Source organism: Jiella avicenniae, from assembly GCF_021390325.1.
Taxonomy (GTDB): Bacteria; Pseudomonadota; Alphaproteobacteria; order Rhizobiales; family Rhizobiaceae; genus Jiella; species Jiella avicenniae.
In genome coordinates, this window is record NZ_JAJUWU010000006.1 from 1 (window position 1) to 24,235 (window position 24,235).

Annotated in this window: 22 protein-coding genes; 8 read left to right on the plus strand and 14 right to left on the minus strand. The window is 67.6% G+C overall.

Annotated elements, in window-relative coordinates:
- Window positions 1–96: 96 nt before the first annotated feature.
- The 5 genes from LZD57_RS06900 to LZD57_RS06920 form a co-directional block, all read right to left on the minus strand.
- Complete coding sequence (locus LZD57_RS06900; RefSeq protein WP_233718808.1) at window positions 97–1,710, minus strand: ABC transporter substrate-binding protein; 1,614 nt, start codon at window positions 1,708–1,710, stop codon at window positions 97–99.
- Between the two features lie 389 nt (window positions 1,711–2,099).
- On the minus strand, window positions 2,100–2,876 hold the full coding sequence (locus LZD57_RS06905) for an amino acid ABC transporter ATP-binding protein (RefSeq protein WP_233718809.1): 777 nt from the start codon (window positions 2,874–2,876) through the stop codon (window positions 2,100–2,102).
- Window positions 2,877–2,898: 22 nt separating this feature from the next.
- Window positions 2,899–3,552 carry an amino acid ABC transporter permease gene (locus LZD57_RS06910; RefSeq protein WP_233718810.1) on the minus strand — a complete coding sequence of 218 codons (654 nt, stop codon included), beginning with the start codon at window positions 3,550–3,552 and terminating at the stop codon, window positions 2,899–2,901.
- Entirely contained in the window at window positions 3,549–4,199 is a 651-nt protein-coding gene (locus LZD57_RS06915) for an amino acid ABC transporter permease (RefSeq protein WP_233718811.1), read from the minus strand. Before LZD57_RS06915 ends, LZD57_RS06910 begins: the two co-directional genes overlap by 4 nt.
- A gap of 38 nt (window positions 4,200–4,237) precedes the next feature.
- Window positions 4,238–5,092: a transporter substrate-binding domain-containing protein gene (locus tag LZD57_RS06920; protein ID WP_233718812.1), complete on the minus strand. Its 855-nt coding sequence runs from the start codon at window positions 5,090–5,092 to the stop codon at window positions 4,238–4,240.
- Window positions 5,093–5,608: 516 nt separating this feature from the next.
- Between LZD57_RS06920 and LZD57_RS06925 the strand changes: the two genes are divergently transcribed.
- Window positions 5,609–6,241 (plus strand): DUF1989 domain-containing protein, encoded by a 633-nt coding sequence (locus LZD57_RS06925; RefSeq protein WP_233718813.1) that lies wholly within the window; start codon window positions 5,609–5,611, stop codon window positions 6,239–6,241.
- 11 nt (window positions 6,242–6,252) lie between these two features.
- Window positions 6,253–7,218 (plus strand): agmatinase, encoded by a 966-nt coding sequence (gene speB / locus LZD57_RS06930; protein WP_233718814.1) that lies wholly within the window; start codon window positions 6,253–6,255, stop codon window positions 7,216–7,218.
- 63 nt (window positions 7,219–7,281) lie between these two features.
- On the opposite strand, the gene hpxZ is transcribed toward speB, so the two are convergent.
- The 5 genes from hpxZ to LZD57_RS06955 all read right to left on the minus strand — a co-directional run bounded on the left by hpxZ (window position 7,282) and on the right by LZD57_RS06955 (window position 12,667).
- Window positions 7,282–7,665 (minus strand): oxalurate catabolism protein HpxZ, encoded by a 384-nt coding sequence (gene hpxZ, locus LZD57_RS06935; protein ID WP_233718815.1) that lies wholly within the window; start codon window positions 7,663–7,665, stop codon window positions 7,282–7,284.
- A gap of 52 nt (window positions 7,666–7,717) precedes the next feature.
- Entirely contained in the window at window positions 7,718–8,254 is a 537-nt protein-coding gene (locus tag LZD57_RS06940; protein WP_233718816.1) for a MarR family winged helix-turn-helix transcriptional regulator, read from the minus strand.
- Window positions 8,255–8,316: 62 nt separating this feature from the next.
- Complete coding sequence (locus tag LZD57_RS06945) at window positions 8,317–9,480, minus strand: 2Fe-2S iron-sulfur cluster-binding protein (protein WP_233718817.1); 1,164 nt, start codon at window positions 9,478–9,480, stop codon at window positions 8,317–8,319.
- On the minus strand, window positions 9,477–10,307 hold the full coding sequence (locus tag LZD57_RS06950; protein WP_233718818.1) for an FAD binding domain-containing protein: 831 nt from the start codon (window positions 10,305–10,307) through the stop codon (window positions 9,477–9,479). The genes LZD57_RS06945 and LZD57_RS06950 overlap by 4 nt, the downstream gene beginning before the upstream one ends.
- A complete protein-coding gene (locus LZD57_RS06955; RefSeq protein ID WP_233718819.1) occupies window positions 10,304–12,667 on the minus strand; it encodes a xanthine dehydrogenase family protein molybdopterin-binding subunit in 2,364 nt (787 codons plus the stop codon). Before LZD57_RS06955 ends, LZD57_RS06950 begins: the two co-directional genes overlap by 4 nt.
- Before the next feature lie 426 nt (window positions 12,668–13,093).
- Between LZD57_RS06955 and LZD57_RS06960 the strand changes: the two genes are divergently transcribed.
- The gene (locus LZD57_RS06960; protein WP_233718820.1) at window positions 13,094–13,939 is read left to right on the plus strand and encodes a MurR/RpiR family transcriptional regulator; all 846 of its coding nucleotides are present in this window, start codon (window positions 13,094–13,096) and stop codon (window positions 13,937–13,939) included.
- Between the two features lie 53 nt (window positions 13,940–13,992).
- Here LZD57_RS06960 and LZD57_RS06965 read toward each other — a convergent pair whose 3' ends face one another.
- Window positions 13,993–14,277 (minus strand): hypothetical protein, encoded by a 285-nt coding sequence (locus LZD57_RS06965; protein ID WP_233718821.1) that lies wholly within the window; start codon window positions 14,275–14,277, stop codon window positions 13,993–13,995.
- On the opposite strand from LZD57_RS06965, the gene LZD57_RS06970 reads away from it, so the two are divergent.
- The 5 genes from LZD57_RS06970 (at window position 14,270) to LZD57_RS06990 (ending at window position 20,369) form a co-directional block, all read left to right on the plus strand.
- Window positions 14,270–15,829, plus strand: coding sequence for an ABC transporter substrate-binding protein (locus LZD57_RS06970; protein ID WP_233718822.1), 1,560 nt, complete (start codon window positions 14,270–14,272; stop codon window positions 15,827–15,829). The genes LZD57_RS06965 and LZD57_RS06970 overlap by 8 nt on opposite strands.
- 78 nt (window positions 15,830–15,907) lie before the next feature.
- The gene (locus LZD57_RS06975; RefSeq protein ID WP_233718823.1) at window positions 15,908–16,831 is read left to right on the plus strand and encodes an ABC transporter permease; all 924 of its coding nucleotides are present in this window, start codon (window positions 15,908–15,910) and stop codon (window positions 16,829–16,831) included.
- A 3-nt stretch (window positions 16,832–16,834) separates the two neighbouring features.
- Entirely contained in the window at window positions 16,835–17,725 is an 891-nt protein-coding gene (locus LZD57_RS06980; RefSeq protein ID WP_233718824.1) for an ABC transporter permease, read from the plus strand.
- Window positions 17,725–19,431: an ABC transporter ATP-binding protein gene (locus LZD57_RS06985; RefSeq protein ID WP_233718826.1), complete on the plus strand. Its 1,707-nt coding sequence runs from the start codon at window positions 17,725–17,727 to the stop codon at window positions 19,429–19,431. The genes LZD57_RS06980 and LZD57_RS06985 overlap by 1 nt, the downstream gene beginning before the upstream one ends.
- Window positions 19,428–20,369 (plus strand): DUF6963 family protein, encoded by a 942-nt coding sequence (locus LZD57_RS06990; RefSeq protein ID WP_233718828.1) that lies wholly within the window; start codon window positions 19,428–19,430, stop codon window positions 20,367–20,369. Before LZD57_RS06985 ends, LZD57_RS06990 begins: the two co-directional genes overlap by 4 nt.
- A gap of 31 nt (window positions 20,370–20,400) precedes the next feature.
- Here the strand turns inward: LZD57_RS06990 and LZD57_RS06995 are convergent, their stop codons facing one another.
- The 3 genes from LZD57_RS06995 to LZD57_RS07005 form a co-directional block, all read right to left on the minus strand.
- Window positions 20,401–21,579, minus strand: a complete 1,179-nt coding sequence (locus tag LZD57_RS06995) for a c-type cytochrome (protein ID WP_233718830.1) — start codon at window positions 21,577–21,579, stop codon at window positions 20,401–20,403.
- Window positions 21,580–21,725: 146 nt separating this feature from the next.
- A complete protein-coding gene (locus LZD57_RS07000; RefSeq protein WP_233718831.1) occupies window positions 21,726–22,346 on the minus strand; it encodes an SCO family protein in 621 nt (206 codons plus the stop codon).
- Window positions 22,343–24,223, minus strand: coding sequence for a hypothetical protein (locus LZD57_RS07005; RefSeq protein WP_233718833.1), 1,881 nt, complete (start codon window positions 24,221–24,223; stop codon window positions 22,343–22,345). The genes LZD57_RS07000 and LZD57_RS07005 overlap by 4 nt, the downstream gene beginning before the upstream one ends.
- Between the last annotated feature and the right edge of the window lie 12 nt (window positions 24,224–24,235).

Sequence of the window (24,235 nt, forward strand, 5' to 3'; positions counted from 1 at the left end):
CCACCCCTGTGGGGGGGGGGGGGGGTGTGGGGGGGGGGGGGGGGGGGGGGGGGGGGGGCGGGCCCGGCCCCCCCCCCCCCCCCGCCCTCTGGCGTCTCAGGCCTCGAACTTCAGCGGCCGGGCGTCGATCTGGCGGTGGAACCAGAACTCGTAGCCGTCGAGATTTTCGGCCATCGCCGAGTTCAGGGTCGGCTGCCACAGCGGGATGCGCGGCAGATCGTCGATGGCGATCTCGATCATCCGCCTGACGTTCGGCGCATAGTCCGGCGCGTCGACGGGCATCGGCAGCGTCGCGTCGACGAGCTTCTGCATTTCCGGATTGTCGTAGTTCGAGGCGTTGAAGAGGTTGCCCTTCAGATAGGAGAAGTAGAAGTAGTAATCCGGGGTATCGAGCCAGCCGCCGAAATTCTCGAGCAAGAGCGGCAGGCGCTTCTCGACCAGCGCGATGGTGCGCCAGTTCGCCCCGGGAATCTTCTCCAGCGTCACGTTGATGCCGATCTGGCGCAGCGAATCCTGGATCAGCGCCGCCGCCGGCTCGCCCCAGTCGGCGAAGTCGAGGCTGAAGGACAGGGGAACGTCGAAACCCTTGGCATAGTCGGTCTCGGCCAGCAGCGAGCGCGCCTTGTCGAGGTCGGTCGTGTAGGGGAAGGGCTGCGGCCAGCTGATGTCCTGCGGCGCCGTGCTCTCGCCGCCCCACAGCGGGACGCCGAGCCCGTAGGCGGCCTGATCGAAGAGCTGCTGATAGGGCAGCGCCCAGGCCAGTGCCTGGCGCACCCTTTTGTCCTTGAACGGCTCGAAGGTCAGATTGGGGCAGAGCGTGTGGATGCAGTTGGCGATCGGCGAGCCGACGACCTTCACGGTCTTGGAATCCTTGAGATCCTTGGCATCCTTGTTGGGGATGTCGAAGGACAGGGTCACGTCGCCGCGCTCGACGAGGGCACGCCGGGTCGACAGGCTCGGAACCTCGCGGACGATGACCCGCTCCATCGCCGGGACCGGGCCGCAGGTCCACGCTTCGTTGCGCGCATAGACGATCTGCTGGCCGGGATCCCAGCGTTCCACCTTGAAGGCGCCGCCACCGGCGGGTGTGCGGTGGAGATAGTCGCTCGCCCAGGGGTCGGCGTCGGTGGCGTTTTCGAGGGCGAGCTTGGAATTGATGACGATGGCGACGGGCACGCCGAGATCGGGCAGCGACAGTTTCGACGGCTCCTTCAGGTCGACCCGGAAGGTAGCCTCGTCGACGGCGACGAACTGAGCCGGATCGGTGAACCCGCCGGCGCCCATCTGCGATTTGGGAAACCCGCCGAGGGCGAGCGCCCGTTCGAACGACCAGCGCACGTCCTCGGCCGTCACCTTCGCGCCGTCCCAGAACTTCGCGTCGGACCTGAGCTTGAAGGTGATCGACTTGCCGTCCTCGGCGCTCTCCCAGCTTTCGGCGAGTTCCGGCACGACCTGCGAATAGTCGAAGGTATAGGAGCCGTCCTCGCGCTGATTGACCCCGAAGCTCACCAGCCGGTCGTAGACGTTGACCGCCACCTGATAGCTCGGCCGGTTGGTGCCAGTGCGATGGATGTCGAGACTGTTGATCGATCCGCCGGTGACGACGACGGCCTGCTGGCGGCCCTGCGCATGGGCGAGGTTGCGCAGAAAGGGAAGGTTGGCCGCGGCGAGGCCGCCGGCGGTGGCCTTGAAGAATGTTCTGCGATCCATGATCTGTCCTTGCTGGCTTGGGATGGAAATGGAAAAGGCCTTGGAGCGAACGAGATGGTCTTTGGGGGCCGGAGTCGGTTATGTCGTGAAATTGCATGCAATCATCGTGCCAAGACGAAAGTGCAGGATTTTCAGTGGGATGAGAATTTTCGCCCGAAGGTCACTGCCTGTTTCCTGTGCGATGGCGCGAAACTTCGGGCATCGAAGGGGGCACGCGGCGCGGCGTCGACGTCGGTCGCCGCAAGGCCTCGCTCACCCGGCGCGGATGGCCGGCGTTTGGGTCGCGCGCGCCCAGCTACGGCCGGCGTTCCAGGCGAGAGCCGTTGGAAATGGGCTTCGGTCGCGCCGGTCGGGTCGTGCGCCGTCTTCGATCTTCGCCGGATCCGGCGCTATTGCGCCGAGTAGCGCAGCAGGAACTGCCGGGCACGATCGGTCTTCGGCCGGGTGAAGAACTCTTCGGGCGCCCCGCTTTCGACGATCCGGCCCTGGTCGAGAAACACCACCCGGCTGGCCACGTCCCGCGCAAAGGCCATCTCGTGGGTCACCACGACCATGGTCATGCCCTCGCGGGCGAGATCCTTCATCACAGCCAGCACTTCGCCGACGAGTTCCGGGTCGAGCGCACTGGTCGGCTCATCGAACAGCAGCAGATCGGGTTTCATGGCCAGTGCCCGGGCGATGCCGACCCGCTGCTTCTGGCCGCCGGAGAGTCGCGCCGGATACTGCCCCGCCTTGTCGGCGATGCCGACCCGCTGGAGCAGCGCCTCCGCCTCGCGCCGGACCTCCGCCTTGTCCCGGCGCTGCACGTGGATCGGCGCTTCCATGACGTTTTCGAGCACGGTCAGGTGCGGCCAGAGGGCGAAATGCTGGAACACCATGCCGATGCGCGTTCGGATCGCGGCGAGTTCCCTGTCGTTCATGACGATGTTGCCGGACGGGCGGATGCCGATCCTCTGGCCCTTCAGGACGATGAAGCCGGCGTCCGGCTCCTCGAGCCAGTTGAGGCAGCGCAGGAAGGTCGATTTTCCCGACCCGGAGGGGCCGAGGAGGCAGACGGTCTCGCCCTTTCGGACGGTCAGCTCCATGTCGGTGAGAACCGTATTGGCGCCGAAAGACTTCGAGACGCCGTGCGCGGCGAGCACCACCGGCGCTTCGGCGTCATCCATGGGCGGGGTCATTGCAGCTCCGTCATTGCCGGGCCTTCGCGACGCGTCCGACGAAGGCGACGCCGGTCTCGATCGCCATGCAGGTGATCCAGTAGAGGGCGATCGCCGCGACGAAGGAGGCGAAGGGCACGAAATAGGTGGTCTGGATGGCCATCGCCGCCTGGGTCAGTTCCGCCACCGCGATGATCGTCAGGAAGGCGCTGTCCTTGATGATCTGGATCGTCTGGTTGCCGATCATCGGCACGGCGGCGAAGAACACCGGCGGCAGGATGATCCGCCGCACGAGCTTCAGCCCGTGGAAGCCGAAGGCGTGGCCCGCCTCGATCGATTCCTTGGGAAGATTCGCCCAGGCGGCGCGCAGCAATTCGGCCATGTAGGCGACGTTGTAGACGATCAGCGCGATGAGGCCGGAGGTCCAGTTGCTCATCCTGATGCCGAAGCTCGGCAGGCCGTAATAGATCAGATAGGCGAGCAGCAGGAACGGCACGCAGCGCATCGCGTCGACATAGACGGTCGCGCCGATGCGGGCCGCCTTGCTGCGCGCCATCAGCGCCATGGCGAGAAGCGCGCCGAGGACGAGCGAGACGACGGCGGCGATGGCCGACAGGGCGATGGTGTTGGCAAAGCCCGACAGGAGGACGTCGCGATTGTCCCAGACGATGGTGAAACCGTTCATCGCAGCGCCTCCATTTCGGCGGCGCGACGGCGCTCGATCAGCCGCTGCGTCATGACGAAGACCGCGACGATCAGGCTGTAGAGGACGAGGGCGACGACGAAGGGCGGCAGCGGATCGTAGGTCCGTGCGCCGACGCGGGAGGCGGCGCGGGTGATGTCGACGAGGCCGAGGACGGCGATCGCCGGGCTCGACTTCACCTGCAGCGTCATTTCGTTGACGAGCGCCGGCAGGGCCGAATGGACGAGCTGGGGAAAGACGATACGGCGGAAGCGCAGGCCCCTCGTCATGCCGAAGGCACGGGCCGATTCGAGCTGCTCGCGCGGAAAGCTCATCAGGGCGCCGCGCCAGATCTCGGTGTTGAACGCCGCCGTCGACAAAGTGAGCGTGACGACGGCGGCGGTGACGGCGCCGAGCGAGATCCCCACCACCGGCAGGGCAAAGAAGATCAGGAGCGCCAGCGTCACCGCGGGCGAGGCCCGGATGACGCTGACATAGACGACGACGAAACGGTCGAGAACGGGGACGCTGGACCAGCGAATGAGGGCGAAGCCGAGGCCGAGCGGCAGGCCGATGACGATGCTCGCGAGCGAGATCGACACCGTGAACACGGCGCCCTGAAATATGGCGTAGACGTCGTACCAGGTCATGCGGCGATCCGGCGTCCTTTCAACTCACACCGCTCGGATCACTTGATGGCTTCCGGCATGTCCTCGAACGACGCGCCGAACCACTTCTTCTGCAGCTCGTACATCGTGCCGTCCTTGCGGGCCTCGAGCAGGACCGAACTGACGTATTCGACCAGCGCGTCGTTGCCCTTGGCCGTCGCCCAGGCGATGTAGACCGGTTCCGAAACCGCTTCGCCGAGTTCGAAGACGTCGGGCTTCTCGTTGACCAGCGCCTGGACGTTGATCAGCGTGTTGACGACGGCGTCGGTGCGGCCGATGGCGAGATCCTGATAGGCTTCCGGATAGCTCTGATATTCGACGATCCTGGCAATGCCCGCGCCGCCGTCCGCCTTCAGCTTCGCGTCGAAGGTCTGCAGGTGCTTGAGCATGGCGCTGCCGGCCTGAACGCCGACGGTCTTGCCGCTGAGATCGCTCGCCGAGGCGATGCCGTCCTGTCCCTTCTTCATCACGTAGAAGCTGGTGGATTCGGCGACCGGGCTGGTGAAGGCGAGGGTCTGCTTGCGCTCGTCGTTGACGAGGACGGCGGTGACGGCCATGTCGTACTTGCCCGTCGTCACGCCCGGCAGGATGCCCGCCCAGGGGATGATGTCCTGCTCGATCTCGAACGGCGCCTTCTCGCGGACGAGATCGAGAAGTGCGTTGTCGTAACCGCTCGGCTTGCCGTCCTCGATGAATTCGAATGGATGGAAATCGTCCTCGGTGGCGACATGCATCGTGCCGCTCGACTTGATCGCCTCCAGATCCGCGGCTTTCGCATCACTGACGCCGGCACCGGCCAGAGGCGCCAGGAGGACGGCTGCAAGCGCGAGACGCCGCAAGGCGAAGCGCGGAAGAAGATCACGGTCGAGGCGCATTGGGGGCTCCTGTTCATCAGGCTGAAAAGGCGCAGCCGGCGGGGCTGCTGGGGTGACGATCGACGCCGTGCCGAAAGGCGCCGTCTTTCGCCAGCCGGGCTGGCGTCGAGGGCGTGACGGACGGCCAATCGTAAGCATGCTGAGCAAGTGTCGTGCCAAGCCGCCCGGACGGTGCCGGACGCGGCTGTTCCGTTGGAATCCCTCCAATCGCGACCGGAAGCGCCCGCTGTCGCCGGCCGACACGGTCGCGGCGGCTTCGCCCATTAACTGGGCAACAGGCGAGATCTCTGCCTAGCTTTCAGGCGCAAATCGTCAGTATGCTGATGGTATCTGCGCTCTTGGGTCGGCGCCATGACGGTCGGCGATCGATACGCGCCAAATGCCGACGGCAGGGTGTTACTTTCAGTGTGCTGCACAATTGCCTCGCTGCCGCGTATGGCCCGCCGCTTGCTTGCGTCCCGCACGACGCGGCCGTCGCGGTCGCACCCATCCGATCAGCCATTCTGGAGCTTTGCCATGACATCCCCCACCCGACCGGCCTCCGCCGCCGCATCGACCGAGATCGTTCCCCCCGGCGGGCGCTGGTCCGGCCGGCTGGAAGCCGGCGACCGGCTGCGCATCACCGATATCGAGGGCCAGCAGGCGGTGGATTTCCTCTGCTACGGCGCCGACATGCCGCTCGACAGGATGAATCTTCCGAACACGATCAAGCTCAACAAGTCGCTCTACGTGACCAGGGGCTGCCGGATCTATTCCGATCACGCCCGCGTCCTGTTCACGGTCGAGGAGGACAGCTGCGGCTATCACGACACGCTGGCGGGCTGCTGCAGCAACGAGAGCAACAAGCTTCGCTACGACGTCGACACCACGGCGAGCTGCCGCGCCAACTTCATCGCCGAGCTGTCGAAATGGGGGCTCGGTCCCTCGGAGATCGTCTCGAACATCAACTTCTTCATGCGGGTCCCCTTCAAAGAGGACGGCCATGTCGTCATCGCCGACGGCATCTCGAAAGCCGGCGACCACGTGGTGCTGAAGGCGGAGCGGCCGGTGCTCGCGGTTCTGTCCAACTGTCCGCAGGAACACAATCCGGCGGCTGGCGGTAAGCCGACGCCGATCGAGGTCGAGGTCATCCGCGCCGCTTCGCTCTGAAAGATCCCGTCATGGCTGAACACGGATACGCCTCGGGCCGGCTCAACCTTCCCTTCGTCGGCATCTCCACCTTCGCGAAAAGCCCCTATGTCGGCGACTGGGACGCCATCGAGGCCGATGTCGCCGTCCTTGGCGCTCCCTTCGACATGGGGACGCAGTGGCGCTCCGGCGCCCGCTTCGGGCCGCGCGGCATCCGCGAGGCCTCGACGCTGTTTTCCTTCGGCCATGCCGGCGCATACGATCACGAGGACGACGTCACCTATCTCGACGACGTGCGGATCGTCGATCTCGGCGATGCCGACATGGTGCACACCGACACCGCGACGAGCCACGCCAATATCGAGGCGGGGGTGCGCAAGATCCTCGCCGCCGGGGCGTTGCCCGTCGTGCTGGGGGGCGATCACTCGATCAACATCCCCTGCATCGCCGCCTTTTCCGATCAGGAGCCGGTGCATCTGGTCCAGATCGATGCCCATCTCGACTTCGTCGACGAGCGCCACGGCGTCCGATACGGCCACGGCAATCCGATGCGTCGGGCGGCGGAGCAATCCCATGTCACCGGGCTGACGCAGATCGGCATCCGCAACGTCTCCTCCACCGCCAGGGAAGGCTACGAGGCGGCCCGTGCCATGGGATCGGACATCCTGTCGGTGCGCGACCTCCGCCGGCTCGGCGTCGCCGCCGTGCTCGAGCGCATTCCCGCCGGCAAGCGCTATTATCTCACCCTCGACATCGACGGGTTCGATCCCTCGATCGCACCGGGAACCGGAACGCCGAGCCATGGCGGCTTTCTCTATTACGAGGTGCTGGAGTTGATCGCCGGGCTGGCGGCGCGGGGCGAGATCGTCGGCATCGATCTCGTCGAGGTGGCGCCGCCCTATGATCCGGCGGAGGTCACCGCGATCCTCGCGGCGCAGGTTCTGCTCAATGCGATCGGCCGGATCTTCCATGCCCGCAAATCGCGCGGTGGCCTCTGACCGAGCCGGGCGCAAGCCGTTCACCAAAAAGCGACGGGCGCGATTGATGTCGCGGCCGTCGCCTCAATCCGCGGTCAGCGAAACATGCGCCGCGACGATCCGCCAGCCTTGCGGCATGCGCGCCCAGGTCTGCATTTGCCGGCCGATGCGGCTGGTCGCGGTGCGATGAAACAGGGTCGAGGCGGTGGCGAAGTCCGCGCCGAAGGTGGTGATGACGGTCTGCGAGAGTTCGCGCTCGAGGCCCTTGGCCGGGCGTGCGGCCCGGAATGCCTGGATCGCGGCATAACCATAGAGATTTTCCGACGCGCCGTAGCGCACCGTCAGGCCGCTCTGCCAGAACAGTTCGTCGAGGACGGCGACGTCGTTCGAGGTCAGTGCCGCCTCGTATCTTGCAAAGGCGGCCTCGACTTCGGCGACGATCTCCGGCCGGTTCACTTCGAACGTCATGATCTGCACTCCGTTTTCGCCGTGGCGGTGCCGAGGCCCCCTCGCGTCGCCGTCAGGTGAGCCGCAGGGGGGCGCGGCCGACGTCGTTGTTGGCTTCGACCAGTGTGACGAGACTGTCGACGAAGCGCCGGCGTTCCTCCGCCGGCAACGACTGCACGGTCCGGTCATGGGCGCGGGCGGCGGCCGCCTTGATCCGCTCGAGCGTCGCCTGGCCGACGGTCGTCAGGCTGACGAGCTTGCGACGGCGGTCCTTGGCCGCGACGCGCCGGCGGATCAGCCCGCGCTTCTGCAGCCGGACCAGGACGTCGGCCGTGTTGGTGCGGTCGAGGCCGACCGCCTGGCCGAGGGTGGTCTGCTCGCAGCTTCCGGTTTCTTCCAGCGCCGAGAGGATGGAGAACTGGACCGGCGTGATGTTCTCGCCGGCGCATTCCTCGGCAAACAGCGCGACATGGATCTGGTGCAGCCGCCGGATGAGAAAGCCCGGGCGCTCGCGCAGGGCGGCCAGTGCCGGGCTTTCGGCGCTTTCGCCCGTAAAGGCCGGATCGTCGATGGCCGTTTCGGGGGAATCGTCTGAAGAAACCTGTGTCATGATGTCATCAAGCAGATCTGAACGGAGATCGTCAGGAAAAAATCCGTTGGCCGCAACGTGGATCAACCGCGCAGCTTCGCCAACAGGGTCCGCATGCTCTTCGACATCGTTTGGTAAAGGAGCCCGAAGCCGGACATCGGCGCGGCGTGAACCAGGCCCCGGCCTTCGGCGAGGGCCGCCAGGTTGTCGGCGAAGCGGGCGAGCAGCCTGTCGACGACGTCGGCGACGATGGCCGGGCGGCCGAATTGCGACAGCGGCCCTTTCAGCCGGTAGACGAGGGCGACGACGAGGACACTCTTCTTCTGCTGCTGGCCGGCCTCGACGGCAAAGCGCATCTCGCCTTCGCCCTGCGAACGGCTGACGGGGTCGCCGCCGGCGCCGCGGACACGGCCGGACCGGCGCGCGTCGTCGTAGGCGACGAGGGCGCGGCCCCGGAAGTTGGCCCGCATGGGCCCGATCGCGACGGTGAAGCTTCCCGTCACCGGCGCGTCGGGCGAGCCCGACGGCGTTTCCAGTGCGGCGCCCGGCAGGCAGCCGACCACGCTCTCGAAATCCTGAAGCAGCGCCCAGAGCCGGTCCGGCGCGATGTCCAGAGCCAGCCGCCTCTCCAGGGACACCCCACCGTCGATCCGCTCGGGGATCGGCAGCGACGTGGCGAAGGAGGTTTCCGCTGTCCTGGCAGGCGCTTTGACAGGTGCGGTCGATGGCTCCCCGTCGTCCTTGGAGCGAAGTGCCGGCCGTTCCCGCGGCTGCAGCGAGGCGGGCGTCGGGTCGGCGAGGACGTCCGCGATGGCCGCGACGATGCCGGCATAGCCGGTGCAGCGGCAGAGATTGCCGGCGAGTTCCTCGCGGATGCGCGCCTCGTCGGCCTCCGGCAGCCGGCACACGATGTCGTAGGCGGTGGTCAGCATCCCCGGCGTGCAGAAGCCGCACTGGAGTGCGTGGTGGCGGCTGAAGGCGCCGCGCAGCCGCGTCATCAGCGGATCCTCGCCGAAGCCTTCCACCGTCTGCACCTCGGCGCCGTCGCATGTTGCCGCGAAGGTCAGGCAGGAGCGCACCGGCCGGCCGTCGACCATCAGCGTGCAGGCGCCGCACACCCCGTGTTCGCAGCCGAGATGGGTTCCCGTCAGGAGAAGATCCTCGCGCAGGAAATCGGCGAGATGGGTGCGCGGCTCGACCTCGGCGGCATGGCGTCGGCCATTGACGGTCAGGGAAATGGCGGTCACGACGGCATGTCCTCGTCTTTCGGTGCCGTCGCCGCGAGGCAGGCGCGGCGGACCGCGGCTGCGTGCAGCGCCAGGGTCGCCGGCGGGTTCGGCGCGGTGAGGCGCTTTAGCAGCGGCAGGACGGTCTCGGGATCGGCGAGAGCCGCCTGCGGATCGTCGAGGACGATCGGCGCCCGCTCGATCGCGCCGACGACGATGCGGGTCTCGCCACGCTCGGCGTCGATCAGCACGGCGGCGCTGGCCTTGGCGAACTCGCCGGCCTTCTGGGCGAATTTCCAATAGCCCCAGCGGGCGCCGGGGAGTCGTTTGCGCAAGCGGATGCCGGTGAGGACGTCGGCGGGTTCGAGCGCCGTCGACAGCGGCCCCCGGATGAAGTCGGTCATCGGCAGCGTTTTCGCACCATCCGGGCCGGCGATCACCACCTCGGCGCCGAGCGCGGTCAGCGTCACCACCCAGTCGGCGGCCGGATCGGCATGAGCGAGGCTTCCGCCGATCGTGCCGCGATTGCGCACGGCGCGATAGGCGATGCCGCGCGCGATGGCCGGCAACCAGCCCGGCGTCGCGTCGGCGACGTCGCCGTCCTCGAATTCGGCGTGGCGCAAAGCCGCACCGTAAAGCAGCGTGTCGCCCTCGTCGGTGACGCTTCGCAGATCGCCGGCGCGCGACAGGTCGACGAGCTGGCCCGGCCGGGCGAGCCGGAGGTTGAGCATCGGCCCGAGCGACTGGCCGCCGGCGAGGATCTTCGCCGCCCCGCCACCCGCGACGAGCTGCTGCCGTGCATCCGCGGAGGAGGTGGCCGCAGAATAGTCGAAGGGCGCCGGCTTCATGTTCCCTGTCCCTTCCGCTCGGCAATGGCGCGCAACACCCGTTCCGGCTTGATCGGCACTTCGCCGATGCTGACGCCGAGATCGGCGAGCGCGTCGTTCACGGCATTGGCGATGGCGGCGGGCGGGCCGATGGCGCCGGATTCGCCGATGCCCTTCTGGCCGAAGCGGGTCAGCGGCGACGGCGATTCCATGTGTTGGATGCGGATCGCCGGGATCTCGGCGGCCCCCGGCAGGTGGTAGTCGGCGAACGTCGCGGCCATGGGCTGGCCGGAGGCGTCGAAGGCCATCTCCTCGTAGAGCGCCGTCCCGATCCCCTGTGCCGCCCCGCCGAAAACCTGGCCGTCGACGACCATCGGATTGATCATCACGCCGGCATCCTCGACGATCACGTAGTCGAGCAGCCGCACCGAGCCGGTCTCCGCATCGAGCGAGACGACGACCGCGTGGCAGGCATAGGAGAAGGTGCCGGTGTCGCGGGCCGGCTTGTAGGCCTCGGTGACTTCGAGGCCGGCGAGCTCGGCGCCTGCGGGCAGATGCTGCGGGCCGAGATACCAGAGGCGGCCGATCTCGGCGAGGGAGACTTCGCCCTGGCCGTTGACGGTGCGGGCCATGCCGCCGGCAAAGACGATCTCGCCGGCCGGCACCTGCAGGAGATGGCCGGCGATCGTCTTGATGCGTTCGCCGAGCCTGGCGGTCGCGGCGGCCACCGCACCGCCGGCCATGACCGCGCAGCGCGAACCCCAGGTTCCGGTGGAATAGGGCGTCAGCGCCGTGTCGCCGTGAACGAGGCGCACCCGGGCGATCGGCACGCCGAGCTGCTCGTGGGCGATCTGGGCGAGCGTCGTCTCGAGGCTCTGACCATGGCTCTGGACGCCGACGCGGAGTTCCAGCCCACCATCGGGGGTGAGTCGGGCGCTCGCCTGTTCGGCGCCCGGCACCATCGGGATGCCCCAGCCGGCATAGACGGACGTGCCGTGGGCGCCCTGTTCGCAGAAGATCGAAAAGCCGACGCCGACGCGCTCGCCGGCCTTCTGCCGCGCTCTGACGGCAGGAACGTCGATCGCTTCGACGGCGCGCCTGAGGGCCTCGGGATAATCGCCGCTGTCGAAATATTTGCCCGTGATGTTGGTGAAGGGCATGGCCTCGGGCGGCACGAGGTTCTTCGCCCGGATCGCATGCGGCTCGATGCCGAGTTCACGGGCGAGCGCGTCCATCATCAGCTCCATGGCGAAGCAGACGCCGGTGCGCGCCACGCCCCGATAGGGCAGGATGGCCGGCTTGTTGGTCGCCACAGACCAGGTGCGGCAGCGATAGCCGGCCATGCGGTAGGGGCCGGGCAGGATGCTGGCGACCTGCGCCGCCTCGAGGCAGGCGGAGAACGGATAGATCGAATAGGCGCCGGAATCGACGATCGCCTCGCAGTCGACGGCGAGCAACGTGCCGTCGGCGGCCGCATAGCCGGTGATCTCGTAGTGGTGCTCGCGGCAGTTGGCGTTGCCGGTCAGATGCTCGCGGCGATCCTCGATCCAGCGCACCGGCCGGCGCAGCGTCATCGCCGCGAAGGCGACGAACACCTCCTCGCTGGACAGGATGCCCTTGTATCCGAAGCCGCCGCCGACATCCGGCGGGATCACCCGCACCTTCTCATGGGCGAGGCCGAGGCATTCGCAAAGCCCGGTGCGCACGATATGCGGCATCTGCGTCGCGGTGTAGACGACGAGTTGCTCGGCCTGATTGTCCCAAGTGGCGACGACGCCCCGCCCTTCCATCGGCGCCATGCACTGGCGCGAGGTGCGGTAGGTCCGCTTCACAATCGCCGCTGCGCCGGCGATGGCGGCGTCGAAGCCATAGTCGACGGCGGTTTCCAGAAAGACGTTCTCGTCCCAGTGCTCGTGGACGAGGGGCATCTCGGCGTCGCGCGCCGTGGTCATCTCATGGATGGCGGGAAGTTCTTCCAGATCGACGATCACCGCGTCGGCGAGATCCTCGGCCTTCGCACGGGAGGTCGCGAGGCAGGCGGCGATGGCTTCGCCGACATGGCGGACCTTGGTTTCGGCGAGGATCGGCTGCACCGAGGAGCGAAAGCCGGGGAGGCCGGAATCGGCCCGAATGCCCTTCACGCCGGCGAGGTCGGCGGCGACGAAGACGTCTTCCCGGCCGTCCTCCGGCTTGGTGATCGCGCCGATGCGGGCATGGGCGAGGGGGCTGCGGACGAAGGCGACGTCCAGCATTCCGGGGAGCTTGATGTCGGCGACGAAGCGTCCCCGGCCGGACAGGTAGCGCTCGTCCTCGAGCCGCAGGGCGGAGGCCCCGACTCCCTGCGCCGATTTCGCCCGCGCGTCGTTCAAGCTGTCATCCATCCGCATCGACCTCGGACAATCGTGGTGGAAACCGCGTCGGCGACGTCGCTTGCCCCTGGCTCGGCGGGCCCGGCGGGAGTGCATGTAGACCGCCGCCGTCGCCGGGCACAGCATCGACATCGACGGAACCGACGGCCCCTCGCGGTTCGGACCATCGGCCGTCATGCCAGTTTTTCATTATACTGATGATTGGTATACTGACAAGCAATACGAGTCGCTGCCTCTGCCTTTCGGTCCATGCCCTCGGGAGTGCCCGCGACGCCCATGGTGAGATGGAAGAGGTGCCGGACAGATCGTCCGGCAGTGAAGCGACCGGGGCGAGCCCTGCTCCGAGCGGGATCGGCCGGCCCGTTGCGGCGCCGGCGGCGCAGAGTTTCCTCGCGACACGTCTTGTCAGTTTCAGTTTTGAAACTTATGCGATGGTCCATGAAAACTCTGTCCCAACGCATTCTCGACGTGATCGACGATCTCACCCGCAGCGAGCGCCGTCTGGCGGAGCTCCTTCTGCAGGATCCCGATACGCTGGTGCTGCTCACCGCCTCCGAGCTCTCCGCCAAGGCCAATGTTTCGAAGGCGACGACGGCGAGGTTCTTCAGGCGGCTCGGATATCCGAGTTCGAAGACGGCCCAGAAAGAGGCCCGCCAGGCGATCGACGCGCCTCACCGTCGTCCGAAGCTGGACGACAGGCGCTTCGTCGCGACGAATATCAGCCAGCACCTCGCCACGGAGATGCAGAACCTCGTGCGCTCCGTGGAGCAGATGCGCTCGGACGATCTCAGCGCCGCCACCACCTTGCTGGCCCGGGGCGAAAAGCTCTGGATCGTCGGTTTCGGGGACAACTATCCGCTCGCCCATTTCGCGCGCTCGCTGCTGATCCGGGTCAAGCCGGACATCCGGATGATCCCGATCGGCGGCTTTTCCGTGCCCGAGGAGTTCGCGTCGATCCGGGATACCGACGTCGTCGTCGCGCTCGGCGTCGGCCGCAAGTCGCGCGGGCTGCGCTCGATCATGCGCTCGGCCAGGGCCGCCGGGGCGGGGGTGATCCTGATCACCGATCAGGCGACGCCCGCCGCCAACGACGCCGCCACCATCACTCTGCGGTGCAGGACGCAAGGGGCCAGCGTCTTCGACAGCGTGGTCGCCCCGGTCTCGCTGCTGAGCTTCCTCTGCTCGTCGCTGGCGTTGCGCATCGGCCAGGACGCGATCGACCGACTGCAGTTCATCGATCGGATCCACGAGGAATGGGGGGAGGTCCTGACGGAAGATCTTTGAAGCCTTGCCCTGCTGCCGTCTCCGGAGGAGATGCCGTCAGGATATGACTCCTTTCATGGCCGTTCCTGCGAAAATGCCATCAAAAATGAAAATAATAACGCCTTTTCTGAAACTTTATTGACCCGCCAAGCGCGATCGATACTATCCCTCCCATGGCGGATGACCGCATGGCACTGATCGCCGGGCACGGCGTGATGGCCGGGCCATTCGTCCTCGCGTTTCACTTCGTCAAGTTCGTCCACTTCGTCCGGGGCAGGCGCGCCGCGCTCTGTCGTCCATCCTTCGTGCCCTTTCACCCGGTATCTGCCTTCCTTGAGGAGATCACGTCCCATGCCCATGCGAACGCGCCTCGGTTCCGCTCTGCTCGCTCTCGTGGCAGGCACCGCCATTCCCGCCACGGCTTCGGCCGGAGACATCGTCTGGGCCCGCTACGGCGACATCGACACGCTCGATCCGCACCGTGCGACCAGCACGCTGTCGCTCCAGGTCTGGAGCCTGATCTACGACACGCTGCTCGCGACGGACAAGGACGGCAAGCCGGTGCCCAACCTCGCCGAATCCTGGGAAGCCAGCCCGGACGGCACCGAATATACCTTCAAGCTGCATGAAGGGGCCGTCTGCCACGACGGAACGCCGCTCGATGCGAACGACGTGAAATACACCGTCGATCGGGCCTTCGACGAGACGAACCCGAGCGTCACCAAGGCGAGCTGGGGTCCGATCGAAAAGGTCGAGGTCGTCGATCCGACGACGGTGAAGTTCACTCTCGAAAAGCCTTTCGTCGCGCTGATCCCCTTCCTAGCCGACAGCTTCTCCTCGATCATCTGCAATTCCAACGAGGGCAAGGACGGCTTTGGCACCAGCGTCGCCATCGGCTCCGGCCCCTGGAAATTCGCCAGCTGGACCAAGGGCGACCAGATCGTTCTCGAAAAGAACCCGGACTACAAGAACTTCGGCAAGCTCGCCGACAATCCCGGCGCGCCCTACGAGGATCGCCTGCTGATCACGACGGTGCCCGAGCCGCAGGCGCGGCTGGCCGGCCTCAAGACCGGGGCGATCGACGTCGCCGAGCCGCCGCTCGACGACGTGGCGATGCTGAAGGAGTCTGGCGACCTCGACGTCGTCACGGCCGAGAACACCGGCCAGAACGTGTTCTTCGAATTCGCCGTGCACCGGCCGCCCTTCGACGACGTGCGGGCGCGCCAGGCGGTCGCCTACGCCACCGATCCGGAAGCCGCGATCAGCCTGATCTACGGCGATCTGTCGATGCCCGAACAGTGCCCGATCTCGCGCGGCGTCTTCGGCAACGACCAGGAGTTCTGTGCGAAACACCGGCCGCAATACGATCCCGAAAAGGCCACCGAGCTTCTGGGCGAGATGGGCTACGCACCGGACAAGCCGCTCGAAGTCAATCTCCTGGTCTGGACCGGCGGCAAGCGCGACAAGCTCGCCGAGGTCTTCCAGGCGCAGCTCGCCGCGGTCGGGATCAAGGCCGACATCCAGATGATGGACATCGGCACGATGAATGCCCGCGTGCGCCAGGAGAACGAGAACCCCGAGGGCAAGGGCTCCATGGATATGATGACCTGGTCCTGGTACGACCCGGACATCCTCTACGCCCTGTGGCATTCGCCCGGCGCCTATCGCGGCTACACCTCGCCGGAACTCGACGCGATGCTGGAAAAGACCCGCGTCCTCACCGATCAGGACGAGCGCAGGAAGGCGGTCGAGGACGTCATGGCCCATCTCCTGGAAAAGGCAATCCACGTGCCGCTCTACACGCCCGGCTGGGAATGGGTCTTCGCGGTCCGGCCCGAGGTCGAGGGCTTCAAGGTCGCTCCCTTCGTCTATCCGATCTTCAGCGACGTGAAGATCGCCGACAAGGACTGATCCTGCGTATCGGTCACCGACCGAAAGGCCGGGGCGGCGCTTCGCCCCGGTCTCGCCGCTCAGCAAGAGGCTCGAACGATGCTGCGGTTTCTCGGCCAGAGAGCGGCGATGGGGCTCCTGACGATCTTCGTCACCACCATTGCCGTCACGCTCCTGATCCATCTCGTGCCCGGAGATCCGGTCGAGATCATGTACGCCCAGAGCCAGGGGACGACCCCCGAGCAGATCGAGGCGATGCGCTCCAGCCTCGGCCTCGACCAGCCGATCCCGGTCCAGTATCTCCACTTCGTCGGTCGGCTTCTGCAGGGTGATCTCGGCGTCACCATCCGCGGGCAGCAGTCCGTCGCCCAGCTGCTCCTCCAGCGCCTGCCGAACACGCTGGCGCTCGCCGCCCTCGCCATGGCGATCGCGACCCTGATCGGCATGCCGCTCGGCTTCCTCGCGGCCTACAAGCGCGGTACGCTGCTCGACGGCGTGCTGATGGTGACGGCGATCGCCGGGATCTCTATCCCGCATTTCTGGCTCGGCCTTCTGCTGCTCTTTTGGCTCGCCGTCGATCTCGGCATTCTGCCGGTGGCCGGCAGCGGTCCGCTCAACATCGTCCTGCCGGCGTTGACGCTCGGCCTCTCCAACGCCGCCATCGTCGCGCGCATGACGCGCTCGGCGATGATCGACGTGATGAGCCAGGACTTCATCCGCACGGCCCATGCCAAGGGCCTGCCCAAGAGCCGGGTGCTGCGTCGCCATGTCCTGCGCGCCGGCCTCGTCCCGGTGGTGACGGTCATGGGGCTGCAGTTCGCCTTCATGATGGGCGGGGCGATCGTGGTCGAGAACATCTTCGCCTGGAACGGCATCGGCCGCCTCGCCCTCGAGGCGATCTTCCAGCGCGACTACCCGGTGATCCAGGGCTTCATCCTCGTCTTCGCCACGACCGTCGTCGTCGTGATGCTGGCCCTCGACGCCGTCTATGCGCTTCTCGATCCGCGCATCCGGAGAAGCTGAGCCATGACCGACGTGACCGATACGGCCGATGCACCCGGCCGCGAGGAGAGGAAGGGGCGGACGCCGTTCGTCGTGCGGCTGGTGCGCCAGCCTGCCGGCGCGATCGGTCTTGCCATCGTCGTCGCCCTCGTCGCCATAGCGCTCCTTGCCGATCAGATCGCGCCCTATTCGCCGATCAAGATGGCCGCCGGGCGCCCGCTCACCAGCCCGTCCTTCGAGCATCTTCTCGGAACCGACGAATTCGGTCGCGACATGTTCTCGCGCATCGTCCACGGCGCGCGGCTGACACTGCAGATCGGCCTCATCGCGGTCGGGATCTCGCTGACCGTCGGGACCCTGATCGGCCTCGTCGCAGCCTATGCCGGCGGCTTCGTCGAAAAGCTTCTGATGCGCTCGACCGACGTCGTCTTCTCCTTCACCGAGACGCTGATCGCGCTCGCCTTCGTGGCGGTGCTGGGGCCGAGCCTCGAAAACGCGATGATCGCCGTCGGGATCGCCGGCGTGCCGTTCTACGCCCGCACCTGTTACGCGAGTGCCCTCGGCGAGGAGGGCAAGCCCTATTTCGAGGCCTCGATCGCCGCCGGCGCGGGCCATGCCCGGCTTCTGTTCCTGCATCTTCTGCCGAATGTCGTGCCGACGATGATCGTCATTGCGACGCTCGGGCTTTCCAATGCGATCCTTGCCGCGGCGGCCCTCAGCTTTCTCGGCCTCGGCGCCCAGCCGCCGACGCCCGAATGGGGCGCGATGCTTTCGGCTGGCCGCGACTTCTTCAACCGCGCGCCCTGGCTGATGCTCTATCCGGGGCTCGCCATCGCGCTCACCGTCCTGGCCTTCAACATCCTCGGCGATGCCCTGCGCGAGGCGCTGGATCCCCGCTCGAAGGACCGTTCCTGATGGCGCTCGTCGATATTTCTGGCCTGACGATCGGCTTTGGTGCCGAGGAGACGTTGCCGCCGGTGGTCGACGGGGTCGATCTCGCCATCGGCAAGGGCGAGATCGTCGCCCTCGTCGGTGAGAGCGGTTCGGGAAAGAGCATGACCGCGCTGTCGATCGTCGGCCTTCTGCCGGAGCGCGGCAAGGTGCGATCGGGGCGGATCCTGTTCGAGGGCGAAGATCTCCTGAAGTGCGGCGACGCGCAATTGCGCTCGGTCCGGGGCGCGCGCATCGGCATGATCTTCCAGGAACCGATGACCTCGCTCAATCCGGTCCTGACCATCGGCGAGCAGCTCGTCGAGGCGCTGATCGTCCACGAGAAGCTGTCGCAAGCCGAAAGCCGCAAGCGCGCGATCGCCATGCTCGAGCGAACCGGCATCGACGATGCGGCCCGGCGGCTTCGCCAATATCCGCACGAGTTCTCCGGCGGCATGCGCCAGCGCGTGATGATCGCGATGATGATGGCGCTGAAACCCGCATTGCTCATCGCCGACGAGCCGACGACGGCACTCGACGTCACCATCCAGGCGCAGATCCTCGACCTCTTGCGCGACATGGTGCGCGACCTCGATACCAGCCTCCTCCTGATCACCCACGACATGGGCGTCGTCGCCGAGATGGCCGACCGCGTCGTGGTGATGCGCGGCGGCAAAGTGGTGGAGGAGGGCGATTGCACTGCGATTTTCGCCGCTCCGCAGGCGGACTACACCCGCAGGCTCCTCGCGGCGGTGCCGACCCTCGACGATCCGCCGCGCCGGGTCGGTGCCGGGGCGTTCGGCTCGTCGGTGCTGCGGCTGGAAACGGTCAGCCGCAGTTTCGGCGGCGGCGGCTTCTTCTTTGCCAAGGCGCCGCTGAAGGCGGTGGACGGCGTGAGTCTCACCGTGCGGGCGGGCGAGACCCTGGCACTCGTCGGGGAGAGCGGCTCGGGCAAATCCACCCTCGGACGTTTGGCGATGCGCCTCGAAACGGTGGACGAGGGCCGCGTCGTCGTCGCCGGCGAAGACATCACGCGTCTTTCCGGCCGAGGTCTGCGCCGGGTGCGCCGGGCGATCCAGATGATCTTCCAGGATCCCTACGCGTCCCTCGATCCGCGCTTTTCCATCGGCCGGACCATCGCCGAGCCGATGATCGTCGCGGGCGGTGCCGACCGCCGGAAGATCCGCGAGCGGGTGGGGGCCCTGCTCGAACGGGCCGGCCTCGCCGCCGCGATGGCCGGTCGCATGCCGCACGAACTCTCCGGCGGGCAGCGCCAGCGGGTGGCGATCGCCCGTGCACTCGCCGTCAATCCCCGGATCATCGTCGCCGACGAGCCGACCTCGGCCCTCGACGTTTCGGTCCAGGCGAAGATTCTCGACCTGATGATCGAACTGCAGGAGGCGGAGGCTCTGGCCTATCTCTTCATCACCCACGATCTCGCGGTGGTCCGGCGCATCGCCCATCGCGTCGCGGTCATGCGCAAGGGGCGCATCGTCGAACTCGGCGCTGCGGCCGACGTCCTGGAGCGGCCGAGACATCCCTACACCCGCTCGCTGATCGCCGCCGCCCCCGTCCCGGATCCGGCACGGCGCGGCGAGCGCCGTCACGCGGCGGCTGAGATCGAAGTGCCGGCCCTGGAGACGGCGGGGGAATGGCGCGCCGTCGGCGACGAGCATTGGATTCTTGCGTGACCATCGGCATAGCCGCACACGGTCCGGCCGCGGGCCGGGCCATCCTGTCCTCCCTTCGCGCGGTCGAAGGCTTTGCCTCCGGCGCGATCGGCGGCTTCGTCAGCGTCGCGGCGCTCGCTTCCGACGGTCAGATCCACCGGGCCGAAATTCAGGATGGCGGCGCAACGGCGCTTCTGGAACGTGATCGGGTTGCGCAGGCCGTGCTGGAAGCGCCGTCCGTCGTCCTGATGTCCAGCGGACCGAACCGGCCGGAGCCACTGTCGCAGTTCACGCCCGCCGCCACCGGCACGGGGCTCGTCACCGGCCATCGCTTTCCGAACAACGGGGGGCCGGACGGACGGTCGCTCGGCGAGGCGGTTCTCGCGGCGATGATCGCAGGCGCCTCGCCGCGCGACGCCGCGGAAGCGGTAGTGAAAGCCAATCCCGGCGCCGATGCCGGGCTGATCGCGCTTTCGGCCGACGGCAGCGTCTTTGCCGCCGACACCGCTTTCCTCGCGCGCTTCGGCGATCGGGGCGGCATCACCCGCGAATCCGACGACGAGACCGCGCGCGTCGCCATCCTGCACAACGGGATATGGCCGAGCGAAAGCCTCGCGCCGCTTCTTGCCGAACTCATCCTCGGGGCGATGATCCCGCCAGCGCCGATCGCCGGCGCGCTCGATCTTCGAGCGGGCACGCCCGTCGTCTTCGGCGAGGAGGCCGGGATCGTCCTTTCCGACATGGGCGCGATCGAGACCGTCCTGCTGATCGGCGACGGCGAGCCCCGAGGTCCCTGGTCGTGCGGAAGCGGTTACCGCGCCCCCGTCTGGCGATCCGGACAAAAGATCGGCTGCTGCCTCGACGAACCGTTCCTCGTAACAGAGGGCCGAAGGATCGTCTCCGTGAACGGCCGCCCCCGGGCCCCGATCCGATGGTCAGCGCGCAGGCCCGGTCCGTAGCCCGTCGCCGTGCGAGTGCGACCTCGTGGCGTCACGGCAAGTCTTCGATCGTGACCTGATCGGTGCCGGTTTTGCCCTGCCGCGAATAATCCAGAGCATACCATCCGGCCGGGTGCAGCGTCAGCGCGTCGAATGCCGAGATGAGGCGTGTGCGGGTGCAGTCGCCGCCGCAGGCGCGCAGGGCGGACACGAGAACGGCGACCGCGACCGTCACGATCCTGTTGGGCGATGCCTCGGGCGAGGCCGAGGGCGGCATCGGATCGGCAAGGGTGATTGCGTAGCCCCGATCGAGCAAGGGCCGCACCCAAGGCTCCAGGGTGCGGCGCGGCGCGAGCAGAGCCGGCCGGCCGTCGATCTGTGACAACAGCCGGGGTATCTCCTCGGGACTGCAGAGAAGAAGCACGCTCACGGCTTTGATCGGCCGCATCTCCATGGGCGAAACCATCCGCCAGCCCGTTTCGCCCTTCCGGGCCGGGCGCGGAATCTCCGCGGCGACGATGCGAGCGAGTCGCTTTGCCGTCTCCGTCCCGTCGGTCAGTACGGCGCCGCCAGAGGTCGATCGGATCAACGCACGCGCCTGGTCTGCCAGGCTCGCCCAAAGACCGCGAATGTCAGGCGGCTCGTCGCCCACGAGGCCGCCGGCGGGAAAGAGCGTGATCGGACAGCCGGAAACCGGCCCGCCGATCGCAACGAAGCAAGGTGCGTCGGCTGTCCTTTCCCGCTTCCCCCCCACGGCAGCCGTCTTTGTCGGCGGCGCCACCTCTTCTGCAAGCGTAAGCCTGAAGGGTAGGCCCCAGAGGCCGTTCGGGAGGACGCGGTCGAGTTCGGCCCGCAATGCCTCGACGAGTTCGTCGCCGCCACGAATTTTCACGTGAATGGCATTCGGACCGAATCCCCGCCTCTCGTCGGTCGCCACCACTGCGAGCCACTGGTGGAGCGCCGTGACGGCCCGAGGTCCGAAATGAAATCGCGGCATGGTTGGCGACAGGGTTCGCCCGTCCGGCGCGATCCCGGACCGCAGCGTCTCGGCCAGCGCCGTCGGAGCGGCATAGGCAGCGTCTCGCCCGGCGAGCCGATCGAGCCGCAGGGCAGGGGCCGGGCGGCTGCCCTCGCGCCCGCCTTCCGCATCTGCGCCGTGACAGCCGGCGCAGGCCAGGCGCTCGAGGGGCGCCGCCATGCCCAGGATGGATGCTTCGCCGGCCGAGGCCACCTCACCGCGATAGATCGAACGGCCGAGGGCTGCCTCGTCTTCGGCGCGCGCAATCGTTCTGAGGCAGGAGAGCATCAGCAGCGAGACGACGCAGAGCCGCAATGTGCAGGCCACCGTCCTGCCGACGGGATGCTGAAATCGTCGCCTCATGGCGTGTCGGCATCGCCGGTCGGTTCGTACTGCCGGGCGATTTCAACGAGCGTCTCCGGCATGGCGAGACCCGTGATCGGGGTCATCTTCCCGGAGCCGAGGCTGCCGACGAAGAACATGACGTCATGCTCGGCCAGCGGTGCGCCGGTCTCGACGCCGAGCCGGCGCAGCAATCCGTGCACCTCCGCCGGTCTCCCCGTCGCCCAGTGCCAGTTCGCAGGCGATCCGAAATCGGCATGATGCGCCGCGAGACGATCGTGGCTGTCGTTCTCGGGATCCAGCGTCAGGGTGACGAGGCTCGGCATGGCGGGACTTCCCCCGAGGTCGAGGGCGAGCTTGTGCATCACGAGATCGGAGACCGGGCATTGCTCCGGGCAGTCGAGGTAGGAGAAGGAGAGGATGAACGACCGCTCCCCCAGAAGCTCGCTCAGTCCGGTCGCCTTGCCGGACGTGTCCACCAATCGCGCCTCCAGTGACGGGATCGGCACCTGCGACAGCCGCTGGCTTTGCACCTCGGTGCCCGTGTCGCGTCGGTGGGCATCATGGGCACGGGCTGCCGGGATCGCGGCAGCAAGGGCCGCCGCGACGACGACGAGAGCTTCGAGCCGCGCAGTCATGGGTCTTCTCCCTTGTTCTCGACGCGGACGAGACCGGGCACGATGCGGTCGCCGGCTTGCAGCGCAAAGCCGGGCATGACGGGATACTGACCGGGCCCCGGCAGCGTCAGCCGCGCCGTGTAGCGGTTGCTCCGTGCCTCGCGCACCGCGACGACCGGCATCTGCCATGGCCGGTCCAGCGCCATCACCGTGAAAGGGAGTTCGTCGCGCAGTCTCCCGCCGGTTTCGTCGAAATCGAGCCGAATGACGAGATCGGCCGTCCGATCCTTGCCGAGCCGGACCGGCTCGGCAAGGATCGTCAGGGTTCGCTGGTTCGATGCGGTGGTCGGGCCCTCGACGTCGATGCGGAAACAAGCCGAGAGCGCCGCGAGACCCGTCGTGACCACCAGCTCCCACGCGCCGCCCGCCGGCGCCGAGACCGTGGTTTCATAGCGGCCGAGCGTGACCTCGCGCAGGCTGCGGTCGAACAGCGCCATGGCTCGGGGCATGCCGCCCTTGATGCGAAAGGCCGTCATCGGCGGCATGCCTTCCCCCTGTCCGGCCTGAACCACGAACACGGTCTGGGTCGGACGCTGCAGGGCGAGAACCCCGCCACCATGGGAGAGCGGCAGGAGATAGGGGCCGCTGTCCGGCGGCAGTTCGGCGCCCGGACCCAGACGCACGTTCTCGACGCTGGGCGCCTCGCCCGGTGCGACGGCTGCAAGATCGATCACCATCACCGCGGAAAGATCGTCGAGAAGGGCGTAGGCCGTCGTGCCGGCGACTTCGAGTTCGCGGATCGGCCGCTCGAAGGAAACCGCCCCGGCAAGCATCATGCTGGCGATCTCGACGAAGCTCATGGCGCCGGTGCCGGGCATCCAGGCGACGGCAACGCGCTCCAGCGAGCCGATCGCAAGCCGCGTGGCGGGCGCGGGGAGCGCCAGCGGCCTGCTGACGCCGCCGTCGGCGCGACGCAATTCGACGGCCTCCCGGTCCCGCAGCGCAAGGACGCCTGAAGCCTTGGGTGCGAAGACCGCGTCGTCCACCCTTGCTCCACCTGGAAAGCGGCGCGTCGTCCCGTCGACGGCGATCGAAGAGACCGTCCCGTCCTCGCCGATCGCCAGGATGTCCGGCTCGCCGGGCTGAGGTCGACCGTCCTCGGGGTCGGGGGGCAGCGCCGCGGCCCGCATGCGGGCGATCGTCGAGCCCGTTTCGATCGGCATCGCGTCGCCTGCCGGTGAAATGCGCCTGATCGTGCCGCCGGCTCCCGCCCATGTGGCGAGATCGGTCGCCACCAGATGCCGCGCGGCCTCGCCGCCGATCCCCGATGGATCCGTTCTGCCGTCGGTGAGGACGGTGCGCATTCGCCGGCCATCGTCGGCGATTACCTGCATCGCCGCCTGATCGGCGAGGAAACGCGTCGGCACCGCGCCGAGATCGGCGATCGAGACGATGTTGCTGGTGGCGAGATCGAGCCGCGGATCGACCATGGACACATGGGCGTCGTCATGGAGGACGGCGACGAGGGCGCCGTTGAGGTCGATGGCGCCGATCGGCAAGCGGCCGGTGCGGTTGAAGGTTTCGGCGGCGCGGTTGCAGGCGAGGTTCGACCTCTCGATCGGCCGCAGCCAGGCCGCCGGATGCAGCTCGCCGGCGGGCCGTCGGGTTGCCGCATCGGTCAGATCCAACCCGATACGGAAAGCCTCGCCCGAAGCGGGCCGTTCGACCGCCGTCCCGTCAGGCTTCATGAGGTGAAGTTTGACGTCGAGCCCGGCCTTCAGGTCGTCGGCACGGGCGGGCAAAGCTGACGCCCCGGGCCGGGAACCGCCATCTTCCCCGTGCACCACGCCGGGCGTCGCCGCCAGGACGATGGCGGCGGCGAGGCGCAAGATGGGCATTCCGATCTCGCG